Source organism: Klebsiella aerogenes (assembly GCA_029027985.1).
Classification (GTDB): Bacteria; Pseudomonadota; Gammaproteobacteria; order Enterobacterales; family Enterobacteriaceae; genus Klebsiella; species Klebsiella aerogenes_A.
Genome location: CP119076.1, coordinates 2,918,835 through 2,929,618, shown reverse-complemented (window position 1 = coordinate 2,929,618; position 10,784 = coordinate 2,918,835). Strand labels below are relative to the sequence as shown.

Here is a 10,784-nt window from a genome sequence, read left to right as displayed (position 1 = left end):
AAAATGAGGGTGGCCACATGGATAAATTGCTTGAGCGTTTCCTGCAGTACGTTTCTTTAGATACGCAATCGAAGCCTGGCGTGCGTCAGGTTCCTGGTACCGAAGGGCAGTGGAAGCTACTGCGTCTGCTGCAGAACCAGCTGCAAGACATGGGGCTGGTCAATGTGACGCTGAGTGAGAAGGGCACGTTAATGGGCACGCTGCCCGCCAACGTCGCGGGCGAGATCCCGGCCATTGGCTTTATTTCTCATGTCGATACTTCGCCGGATTTCAGCGGCAAAAACGTGAATCCGCAAATCGTTGAAAATTATCGCGGTGGCGATATCGCTCTCGGTATTGGCGATGAAGTGCTGTCGCCGGTGATGTTCCCGGTCCTGCATCAGTTGCTGGGGCAGACCTTAATTACCACCGACGGTAAAACGCTGCTCGGCGCTGATGACAAAGCCGGCATTGCCGAGATCATGACGGCATTAGCCACCCTGCAGGCGAAAAATATCCCCCACGGCGATATTCGCGTCGCCTTTACGCCGGACGAAGAAGTGGGAAAAGGGGCGAAGCATTTTGACGTCGCCGCGTTCGATGCCCGCTGGGCCTACACCGTCGACGGCGGCGGCGTTGGCGAACTGGAGTTTGAAAACTTCAATGCCGCTTCCGTGACCATCAAAATCGTCGGCAACAACGTTCATCCTGGTACCGCGAAAGGGGTGATGGTCAATGCGCTGTCGCTGGCGGCACGCATTCATGCCGAAGTACCGGCTGATGAGGCGCCGGAAACCACCGAAGGCTACGAAGGGTTTTATCATCTGACGAGCATCAAAGGCAGCGTTGACCGGGCGGAGATGCACTACATTCTGCGCGATTTCGATCGTAAGCAGTTTGAGGCGCGGAAACGCAAAATGATGGAGATCGCCAAAAAAGTGGGTAAAGGGCTGCATCCGGATTGCTATATCGAACTGGTGATCGAAGACAGTTACTACAACATGCACGAGAAAGTGATCGCCCATCCGCACGTCGTGGATATCGCGCGTCAGGCAATGGTGGATTGCGATATTGAACCGCAGATGAAACCGATTCGCGGCGGTACCGACGGCGCCCAGCTTTCGTTTATGGGGTTACCGTGCCCGAATCTGTTCACCGGCGGCTACAACTACCATGGCAAACACGAGTTCGTCACCCTGGAAGGTATGGAGAAAGCCGTCCAGGTGATTGTGCGTATTGCAGAGATCACGGCGAAAAGCAAAGTGAACTAATCCCAACGCCTGGGCCCGGTAAGCGCAGCGCTACCGGGCAGGATGTCGACTCAGTCCTCGAAGAACCAGTAACCGCTGTTGACCAGCGCCGCCAGCATGGCGAGGAATGATGGGTCTTCCAGCGCATCGCCGAAATGATCGGCGCGCAGTGTCAGGTGTGTCGCCAACGCATCAAGCGCCGGGCGGTGCGGTGAATTCACCTGCTCGCCGTTGACGAACACTTCGCCATCAATACGCAGCACGCGCAGGCCGCCGAGGCGCGCGAGCTTATCTCCCTGTTGCAGGGCATCGTAAATCTCATCCGGTTGGTACGGCGGTTCCGGCGGTGCGACGTCGAGTTCGTGACGGGATTGCGTAATAAACTCGCCGAACCACTGTTTAAAGTGCTCAGGCTGGTTAATTAATCCCAGCATCATGTCGCGCAGGCGATCCAGTTCGGTAGGCAGAATGTCGGCCGGATGGTTGCGGGATGGCACATCCGGGTCGGCATAGCGCTGGCTGCCCAGTTCGCGCTGCAGGATATAGTCGGCGAAGCCGCTGAACAGCTCACGGGCGTTCGGTGAACGATAGCCGACCGAATAGTTTAGCGAGTTTTCTAGCGAGTAGCCTTCATGCGGGAATCCCGGCGGAATATAGAGAATATCGCCAGGCGCCATCTCTTCGTCGATGATCGCTTCGAACGGATCGACCTGCAGCAGGTCCGGGTGTGGGCAGTGCTGTTTCATCGGCACTTTTTCGCCCACGCGCCAGCGGCGGCGGCCGGTGCCCTGAATGATAAACACGTCGTATTGATCGAGATGCGGGCCTACGCCGCCGCCGGGGACGGAGAAGGAGATCATCAGGTCGTCGATACGCCAGTCCGGCAGGGCGCGGAACGGGCGCATCAGCGCTGCTGTCGGCTCGTGCCAGTTGTTCACCGCCTGCACCAGCAGCGACCAGTTGTTTTCGCTCAGATGATCGTAGCTTTCAAACGGGCCGTGGCTGACCTGCCATTTGCCGTCCTGGTGGCTCACCAGACGGCTATCGACTTCGCTCTCCATGGCCAGACCGGCCAACTCATCCGGGCTAATAGGGTCGACGAAATTGGCGAACCCGCGCTTTAGCACCACCGGGCGTTTTTGCCAGTAGCGTTCAATAAAGTCGGGCCAGTTAAGCGTTAATTGATAATCCATATTTATATTCCACAGCAGGTGTCTGTCTGGGATTATAACGGATGCGGCGCCTCGGCGATGCAGGCGCCGTTAAAAAAGGGTGCTTTAGCTCTCTTTATCATCAGGAAGTTGACGGCCAAAGATCACTTCCATGCAGGCGCCGCCGAGTAAGCTGTCGCCGGTCAGGATGTCGCCGTCGTATTGTTCGACGATATCACGGGCGACGGACAGGCCGACGCCCTGGCCCGGGCGTAGCGTATCAGCGCGTTGCCCGCGATCAAACACCGCGGCGCGCTGGCTGTGTGGAATGCCGGGGCCGTCGTCTTCCACCAGGATATGCAGTTGGTTGTCGGTGGTCTGTCGCACGGAGACTTCGACAAATTCGAGACAGTATTTGCAGGCGTTGTCGAGAACGTTGCCCATCACTTCCATGAAATCGTTCTGCTCGCCAACAAAGCTGGTTTCCGGCGAAATATCGAGGGTGATGTTGACCCCTTTGCGCTGATAGACCTTATTGAGCGCGGACGTCAGGCTATCCAGCAGCGGCGCGATGGGATGCAGTTCGCGACTGAGCAGGGCGCTGCCGCTGCGCATGCTGGCGCGGTGCAGATAGTAGCCGATTTGCTGCGAGATGCGGCTAATCTGCTCCAGCATCACCGGCTCCGCTTCGCTGACGCTGATTTTTTCGCCGCGCAGCGACCGTAGGGTACTTTGTAGCACGGCCAGCGGCGTCTTCAGACTGTGGGTCAAATCGGTAAGCGTGGTGCGGTATTTATCGTAGCGATCGCGCTCGCTTTTCAGCAGGCGATTAAGGTTGCTGACCAGTCCTGTGAGTTCACGAGTGGTGTTCGAATCGAGTATTTCGCGATGGTGTTCTTCCAGCTCGCGGACCTCTTTCGCCAGCGATTCAATGGGGCGCAGACTCCACCAGGCGGCAAGCCACAGCAGAGGAATAACCAGTAGCAGGTTAGCGGCAAGCACGTAGATAAACCAGCTCCACACCATGTAGGAACGTTTAAGCTCTACCGGAATGGTATCGACGACCACAATACTCAGTTGCGGCATCTTATCGGTCGCCGGGTAGAGATTAATCGCCACCGAGTGGGTCATCTCCGAAGAGTCGTCCTCCTGGCGGATCGCGTCAAGCTGCTCACGGATTTCGTCATTATTGCGCAGCAGCATGCTGCTATCGACATCGGCTTCAATCTCGTGGAAACCGTTGCTTTTCAGCCATTCCGGCTGAATGCGCTTCACCAGCCAGGGGACATCGTGCTGGGCCCACAGCAGTTTGCCTTTAGCGTCGTAAATCAACGTCACCGTGGGGCTCTGCATATTCAGATTTTCCGGAATATCGACGTCGATGCTGTTGTTTTCCCACTTTGCCAGCATGTAGAACAGGTTACTCTCGCCGCGCAGCAGGCGAAAGGTGGTTTTATCGAAGCTGACGCTGTAGCCCACCAGCGCAACCATCCCGTAGGCCAGCGACAGGATCAGCACCACGGCGGCGGTCGCCAGCAGGAAGCGGACGCGCAGAGAGAGCGGTAGGATATGTTGCAGCACGCTTTTCATCCGCGCAGTTCGAATAAGTAGCCCTGGCCGCGTACGGTAGTTATCACGTCCTGTGGGTATTGCGCCTGGATTTTCTTACGCAGGCGCCCCATCAGGACATCGATGGTGTGGCTTTCGCGTAATTCGGCATCGGGGTACAGCTGCAGCATCAGCGAGTCTTTGCTGACGACTTTGCCGCGGTTACGGATCAGCGTTTCCATGATGGTGTATTCAAAGGCGGTAAGCTTGATCGGCTGGTTGTTCACCGACAGCTCGCGACGCGACAAATCGACCTGGAAAGGCGGGAGAGAAATCACCTGCGACGCCAGGCCGCTGTTGCGGCGCAGCAATGCCTGCATGCGGGCGGCGACTTCCTCAATATGGAAAGGTTTGGTGACGTAATCGTCGGCGCCGGCGCTCAGTACTTCGACTTTGTCCTGCCAGCCTTCACGAGCGGTTAGCACCAGAACCGGTACCGAAACGTCGTGACTACGCCAGCGACGAATGAGCGACAGGCCGTCTTCATCCGGCAGGCCGAGGTCAACGATAGCAACGTCCGGGATATGCTCGCCCAGATAGTAATCTGCTTCCTTTGCGTCTTCCGCAGCATCCACCTGGTGACCCAGTTCCTGTAGCTGAACCTTGAGGTGATGGCGCAGCAGAGAATTATCCTCAACGACGAGTACGCGCATGCCCATTCTCCATTTCATTTTGATTTGAATAGTTTAACGCCATTATGTGGCGCTGGGGATAAACATTCTATAAACCAGGCGGGAGGGGAACTTTTTCTGCGCGGAAAGCGAGCGATTGGCAGGTAGCATGCGCGTTAACTTTGCACATGCTACCTGAGAGTGGTGGGTTACTTCAGCTCGTCAACCATGGTGGTGGCGCGGCCGATGTAGTTCGCTGGGGTCATCGCCTTGAGGCGAACTTTTTCGTCTTCCGGCAGTGGCAGACCATCGATGAACTGCTGCATGCCTTCGGCGTCAACGCGCTTGCCGCGGGTCAGCTCTTTCAGCTTCTCGTACGGTTTCTCGATGCCGTAGCGGCGCATCACAGTCTGAATCGGCTCAGCCAACACTTCCCAGTTATGATCCAGTTCGTCCAGCAGACGGTCCTGGTTCAGTTCCAGTTTGCTCACGCCTTTCAGCGTGGATTGGTAAGCGATCAGCGCATAACCGATACCCACGCCGAGGTTACGCAGTACGGTGGAGTCGGTGAGATCGCGCTGCCAGCGGGAAACCGGCAGTTTGCTGGCCAGATGCTGCATCATGGCGTTCGCCAGGCCGAGGTTACCTTCGGAATTTTCGAAGTCAATCGGGTTCACTTTATGCGGCATGGTTGAGGAGCCGATCTCGCCCGCCACGGTTTTCTGTTTGAAGTGGTTGAGCGCAATATAACCCCACACATCGCGGTCGAAATCGATCAGGATAGTGTTGAAGCGCGCCATGCAGTCAAACAGTTCTGCGATGTAATCGTGCGGCTCGATCTGGGTGGTGTACGGGTTCCACTGAATGCCCAGCGAGGTCACGAACGTTTCGCTGAACTGGTGCCAGTCAACCTCCGGGTAGGCGGCGATGTGGGCATTGTAGTTACCGACCGCGCCGTTGATTTTACCGAGGATCTCCACCTGGCTCAGCTGACGGTACTGGCGCTCCATGCGGTAGGCGACGTTGGCCATCTCTTTACCCATGGTGGACGGAGTGGCCGGTTGGCCGTGAGTACGGGAGAGCAGCGGCACATCGCGGTACTGGGTCGCCAGCGCTTTTACCGCGTCAATCAGCTTACGCCAGTAGGGCAGCACCACTTCGTCACGCGCAGTTTTCAGCATCAGCGCGTGCGACAGGTTGTTGATATCTTCGGAAGTACAGGCAAAGTGAATAAATTCAGATACCGCGTGCAGCTCAGCGATATCGGCGACTTTTTCCTTGAGGAAATATTCTACCGCTTTCACGTCGTGGTTGGTGGTGCGTTCAATGGTTTTGATACGCTCCGCGTCCTCTACGCTGAAGTCGGCAACGATTTTATCAAGGAAACCGTTTGCGTGTGCAGCAAAAGCAGGAACTTCCTTGATCGCGGCGTGCGCGGCCAATTTCTGCAGCCAGCGGACTTCTACCTGGACGCGGAATTTCAGCAAACCGAATTCGCTGAAGATACCGCGCAGCGCGCTGACTTTATCGCCGTAGCGGCCGTCAACGGGGGAAACGGCGGTCAGTGAGGATAATTCCATAGATCACAACTCCGGGGTTAAATGAGCAAGAATTTGTTTTGCCTGGTTAACCAGACGATGACGAGAAAACATGAGCTGCAGGCGTCCGCCGCCAACCTGGTGCCAGAGCACGGCTGAGCGAATGCCGGCGAGCAGGGTTGAACGCACTTTGGCCTGCACCTGCGGGCTTTGCAACACAGCAGGGGAACCGGTGACCTGAATGCGCGGCCCCAGCGGACTGATGACATCGACGTAGATGCCGGCCATCGCGCTCAGCAGCGTTTCAGATTGCAGATCGAAATGCTCCAGCTGGCGACGCAGGCCGCCGATGCGGTTGCCGAGGGTGTCCATCGCCCCTTTGCTGGCGGCGAGTTTACGCTCCAGCACCATCAGACTTAACGTGTAGCGGGTGAGTTCAGCATTGAGACCCTGGCGGCTGTTGGTATTCAGCACGCCGAGTAGCGTCTCAAGCCCGAGACGAAGATTGGCTTCACTACCACCGAACACCGCCAGGGTTGAATCCGGGTCGAGGTCGATGATGCTGTTCAGCGAAACGTGCAGGGCGTCGCTATCGCAATGCCCCTGATGTGCCAGCTGCTGAACCAGACGCGCTGCCTGGCATACGCCCGCCAACGCCAGAGTGATGTCATAATAATTCTTCGCCACGCTTACTCCTTGTAACCCGCCGGGCGTTTATCAGGCATCCGGCGGAAAATGGTCGATCAGGACTGCAGCGGCAGGCGCTGTTCAATAATTCCGCCGCCGAGGCACACTTCACCGCTGTAGAAGACGGCGGACTGGCCCGGCGTCACAGCGGCAACCGGCTCATCAAAGGTAACTTCGATACGGTCTTCATCCAGCGTCTTCACGGTGCACGGGATATCGGTCTGCCGATAGCGGGTTTTCACCGTACAGCGGAGGGTGCCCTGCAGCGGCTGGCGATCGACCCAATGCAGCTGCTGGGCAATCAGGCCGACGGACATCAGACGCGGGTGATCGTGGCCCTGAGCGACAACCAGTACGTTATTTTCCACGTCTTTATCGACCACGTACCACGGATCTTCGCTACCTTCTTTGGTACCGCCGATGCCGAGGCCTTTACGCTGGCCGAGAGTGTGATACATCAGCCCCTGATGCTCGCCGATTTCATCGCCATCGACGGTGATGATTTTACCCGGTTGCGCAGGCAGGTAGCGGCCGAGGAAGTCGCGGAATTTGCGCTCGCCGATAAAGCAGATACCGGTAGAGTCTTTTTTCTTTGCGGTGATCAGATCCAGCTCTTCGGCGATTTTACGCACCTGCGGTTTTTCCAGTTCCCCAACCGGGAACAAGCTTTGCGCGATCTGTTCGTGGCTCAGGGTGTACAGGAAGTAGCTTTGATCTTTATTGCCGTCGAGACCGCGCAGCAGTTGGCTTTTGCCGTTGACATCGGCGCGGCGCACGTAGTGACCAGTGGCGATGTAATCAGCGCCCAGATCTTCCGCGGCGAACTCGAGGAAGGCTTTGAATTTGATCTCTTTGTTGCACAGGATATCCGGGTTCGGCGTGCGGCCAGCTTTATACTCTTCGAGGAACAGCTCGAAGACGTTATCCCAGTATTCTGCGGCAAAGTTGACGGTATGCAGTTCAATACCGAGCTTATCGCAGACGGCTTGCGCGTCAGCGAGGTCGGCAGCGGCGGTGCAGTATTCCTCACCGTCGTCTTCCTCCCAGTTCTTCATGAACAGGCCTTCCACCTTATACCCTTGCTGTTGCAGAAGGTAGGCGGAAACAGAGGAATCGACGCCGCCGGACATGCCGACGATCACTTTTTTTGGACTTTCTGACATTGGAATACTCACCACATTGAACTTCAAGGCGGCGTATTCTAGCACGCGCGAGCCGCCGAGGCACCCCCTGAACTCGTCATATTCAGCGGGCCGCCAGGGGGGTCAAAGCGGCCAGTTAAAGGCGCCGATCAGCGATAGCGGGTGGCGCGCGTCCTGTTGATAGCTGCGAATGCTTTCGGCGACCAGCTGCGAGCGCAGGTTCCTCGCGTTAAGAATTTCCTCAGCACTGAGCCACAGGCAGCGATCGATATCGCTATCGTGCGGTTCAGTTGCGCACGTATCGTTAAGCTCAATGGCAAACAGGAAACGCAGGAACGGGGTGTTATCGGGGGCCAGCCACTGGTGCATGCGGATAAAATGCTGCGGCGCGGCGCGGATGCCGGTCTCTTCCCACAGCTCGCGTTCGGCGGCCTGAATCAGCGTCTCATCGGCTTCAAGATGGCCTGCTGGCTGGTTCCACAGCGCCTTACCGTTAATCGTCTCTTCAACGATGAGGAATTTATCTTTTGCGTGTACGACACAGGCAACGGTGACATGGGGTTTGAACATCGCGCTTCCTTATCAATATTGTTATTCGACTTTACGCCATTCGCCGTTGGCCAAACCATCAAGCGTGTAACTGCCCATCGCGTAGCGAATCAGACGCAGCGTCGGGAAACCGACATGGGCGGTCATGCGGCGGACCTGGCGGTTGCGCCCTTCATAGAGGGTTATCTTCAGCCAACTGGCGGGAATCGATTTACGCTCGCGGATCGGTGGGTTGCGCGGCCACAGCCACGCGGGTTCATCCACTGACTCTACGCCAGCGGGCAGGGTGGGACCATCGTTAAGGGTCACGCCGTCGCGCAGCGCGGCGAGCGCCTCGTTGGTGGGTTCGCCTTCCACCTGAACGTAATAAATCTTACCGGTGCGTTTACCCGGCTGGGTGAGTTTCGCCTGCAACGCGCCATCGTTGGTCAGCACCAGTAGACCTTCGCTGTCGCGGTCAAGGCGGCCAGCGGCATAGACGCCTGCGACCGGAATAAAATCCTTCAGCGTGCTGCGCCCGGCTTCGTCGGTGAATTGCGGCAACACATCATAGGGTTTATTGAACAAGATCACAGTTTTTGGTTGGCGTTCTTTACGTTGTCTGGTGACTTGTTGTGTGCTGAATCGCTCAACGCGATGTTTTCTAAATGAAGTTTTCTGCATGGTATTTTCAGGCTCTCTCAATTGCCGCATTATAGCCTAATTACGAATGCCTTTCATGGACGCAAACATTCAGGTAGTATTGACACGCTCATTACAAATTATTAACAAAAAATTGCTCATACCGATTCGCAATACAGGAAGGCGACAGGGACGCGATTCTCCGGTTAACGGGGTGACCCGGTACTCAGGAGTAGGCCGACTAAGCCAACACCAGGCTAGCGTGAAGAGGGAAGAGCAGAACCAGAAGCGCTCGAAGGAGAGGTTAATGGAAAGCAAAGTAGTTGTTCCGGCGGAAGGTCAGAAAATCACCCTGCAAAACGGCAAACTGAACGTCCCTCATAACCCGATTATCCCGTTCATTGAAGGCGACGGTATCGGCGTTGACGTTACCCCAGCGATGCTGAAAGTGGTTGATGCCGCCGTTGAGAAAGCCTATAAAGGCGAGCGTAAAATTTCCTGGATGGAAGTTTACACCGGTGAAAAATCTACCCACGTTTATGGCCAGGATGTCTGGCTGCCTGCTGAAACCCTCGATCTGATTCGTGATTACCGTGTTGCTATCAAAGGCCCTCTGACTACGCCAGTTGGTGGCGGCATCCGTTCTCTGAACGTTGCGCTGCGTCAGGAGCTGGATCTTTACGTTTGCCTGCGTCCGGTACGTTACTACCAGGGCACCCCGAGCCCGGTTAAACACCCGGAACTGACTGACATGGTTATCTTCCGTGAAAACTCAGAAGACATCTATGCCGGTATCGAGTGGAAAGCGGACTCCGCAGAAGCCGATAAAGTGATCAAATTCCTGCGTGATGAGATGGGCGTGAAGAAAATTCGCTTCCCGGAACATTGCGGTATCGGCATCAAGCCGTGTTCCGAAGAAGGCACCAAACGTCTGGTTCGCGCGGCGATTGAATATGCGATCACCAACGATCGTGATTCTCTGACCCTGGTGCACAAAGGCAACATCATGAAGTTCACCGAAGGCGCGTTCAAAGATTGGGGTTACCAGCTGGCTCGCGAAGAGTTCGGCGGCGAACTGATCGACGGTGGCCCGTGGATGAAAATCAAGAACCCGAACACCGGCAAAGAGATCATCGTTAAAGACGTGATCGCCGATGCGTTCCTGCAGCAGATCCTGCTGCGTCCGGCTGAATACGACGTTATCGCTTGTATGAACCTGAACGGCGACTACATCTCTGATGCCCTGGCGGCGCAGGTTGGCGGTATCGGTATTGCCCCGGGCGCGAACATCGGTGACGAATGCGCGCTGTTCGAAGCGACCCACGGTACTGCGCCGAAGTATGCAGGCCAGGATAAAGTGAACCCAGGTTCCATCATCCTGTCCGCAGAAATGATGCTGCGTCACATGCAGTGGTTCGAAGCCGCAGACCTGATCGTTAAAGGCACCGAAGGCGCCATCGCGGCCAAGACCGTGACCTATGACTTCGAACGTCTGATGGAAGGCGCTAAACTGCTGAAATGTTCTGAGTTCGGCGACGCGATTATCGCGAACATGTAATCCAGACGCTGGGTTAATGACAAACGGGAGCCGACGCGCTCCCGTTTTTTTTGCCTGCAATAGTGCCGCCTAAAATCGACCCTATGCCAA

10 protein-coding genes are annotated in these 10,784 nt (G+C 56.3%); 2 read left to right on the top strand and 8 right to left on the bottom strand.

From position 1 onward, the window contains the following. The first annotated feature begins 17 nt into the window (after window positions 1-17). Window positions 18-1,250: a peptidase T gene (gene pepT, locus PYR66_14055; GenBank protein WEF26456.1), complete on the top strand. Its 1,233-nt coding sequence runs from the start codon at window positions 18-20 to the stop codon at window positions 1,248-1,250. Between the two features lie 50 nt (window positions 1,251-1,300). Here the strand turns inward: pepT and PYR66_14050 are convergent, their stop codons facing one another. From PYR66_14050 to rluE, 8 genes are all read right to left on the bottom strand, one after another. Continuing rightward, complete coding sequence (locus PYR66_14050) at window positions 1,301-2,422, bottom strand: cupin domain-containing protein (GenBank protein ID WEF26455.1); 1,122 nt, start codon at window positions 2,420-2,422, stop codon at window positions 1,301-1,303. Between the two features lie 84 nt (window positions 2,423-2,506). Next, entirely contained in the window at window positions 2,507-3,970 is a 1,464-nt protein-coding gene (gene phoQ / locus PYR66_14045) for a two-component system sensor histidine kinase PhoQ (protein ID WEF26454.1), read from the bottom strand. Beyond that, window positions 3,967-4,641 carry a two-component system response regulator PhoP gene (gene phoP, locus PYR66_14040; GenBank protein WEF26453.1) on the bottom strand — a complete coding sequence of 225 codons (675 nt, stop codon included), beginning with the start codon at window positions 4,639-4,641 and terminating at the stop codon, window positions 3,967-3,969. The genes phoQ and phoP overlap by 4 nt, the downstream gene beginning before the upstream one ends. A 167-nt stretch (window positions 4,642-4,808) precedes the next feature. Next, window positions 4,809-6,179 (bottom strand): adenylosuccinate lyase, encoded by a 1,371-nt coding sequence (gene purB / locus PYR66_14035; protein WEF26452.1) that lies wholly within the window; start codon window positions 6,177-6,179, stop codon window positions 4,809-4,811. Between the two features lie 3 nt (window positions 6,180-6,182). Next, the gene (hflD, locus tag PYR66_14030) at window positions 6,183-6,824 is read right to left on the bottom strand and encodes a high frequency lysogenization protein HflD (protein WEF26451.1); all 642 of its coding nucleotides are present in this window, start codon (window positions 6,822-6,824) and stop codon (window positions 6,183-6,185) included. Window positions 6,825-6,880: 56 nt separating this feature from the next. Further along, the gene (gene mnmA, locus PYR66_14025) at window positions 6,881-7,987 is read right to left on the bottom strand and encodes a tRNA 2-thiouridine(34) synthase MnmA (protein ID WEF26450.1); all 1,107 of its coding nucleotides are present in this window, start codon (window positions 7,985-7,987) and stop codon (window positions 6,881-6,883) included. Window positions 7,988-8,089: 102 nt separating this feature from the next. Beyond that, window positions 8,090-8,536, bottom strand: a complete 447-nt coding sequence (locus PYR66_14020) for an NUDIX hydrolase (protein WEF26449.1) — start codon at window positions 8,534-8,536, stop codon at window positions 8,090-8,092. A 21-nt stretch (window positions 8,537-8,557) separates the two neighbouring features. Beyond that, complete coding sequence (rluE, locus tag PYR66_14015; GenBank protein WEF26448.1) at window positions 8,558-9,208, bottom strand: 23S rRNA pseudouridine(2457) synthase RluE; 651 nt, start codon at window positions 9,206-9,208, stop codon at window positions 8,558-8,560. Window positions 9,209-9,443: 235 nt separating this feature from the next. Here rluE and icd point away from each other — a divergent pair, with 235 nt between their 5' ends. Next, window positions 9,444-10,694, top strand: coding sequence for an NADP-dependent isocitrate dehydrogenase (gene icd / locus PYR66_14010; protein WEF26447.1), 1,251 nt, complete (start codon window positions 9,444-9,446; stop codon window positions 10,692-10,694). Window positions 10,695-10,784: the final 90 nt, after the last annotated feature.

What these genes read in the sequence shown, in the direction of transcription:
- pepT (WEF26456.1), top strand. Translation starts at nt 18, where the DNA reads ATGGATAAATTGCTTGAGCGTTTCCTGCAGTACGTTTCTTTAGATACG.
- PYR66_14050 (WEF26455.1), bottom strand. Translation starts at nt 2,422, where the DNA reads ATGGATTATCAATTAACGCTTAACTGGCCCGACTTTATTGAACGCTAC.
- phoQ (WEF26454.1), bottom strand. Translation starts at nt 3,970, where the DNA reads ATGAAAAGCGTGCTGCAACATATCCTACCGCTCTCTCTGCGCGTCCGC.
- phoP (WEF26453.1), bottom strand. Translation starts at nt 4,641, where the DNA reads ATGCGCGTACTCGTCGTTGAGGATAATTCTCTGCTGCGCCATCACCTC.
- purB (WEF26452.1), bottom strand. Translation starts at nt 6,179, where the DNA reads ATGGAATTATCCTCACTGACCGCCGTTTCCCCCGTTGACGGCCGCTAC.
- mnmA (WEF26450.1), bottom strand. Translation starts at nt 7,987, where the DNA reads ATGTCAGAAAGTCCAAAAAAAGTGATCGTCGGCATGTCCGGCGGCGTC.
- PYR66_14020 (WEF26449.1), bottom strand. Translation starts at nt 8,536, where the DNA reads ATGTTCAAACCCCATGTCACCGTTGCCTGTGTCGTACACGCAAAAGAT.
- rluE (WEF26448.1), bottom strand. Translation starts at nt 9,208, where the DNA reads ATGCGGCAATTGAGAGAGCCTGAAAATACCATGCAGAAAACTTCATTT.
- icd (WEF26447.1), top strand. Translation starts at nt 9,444, where the DNA reads ATGGAAAGCAAAGTAGTTGTTCCGGCGGAAGGTCAGAAAATCACCCTG.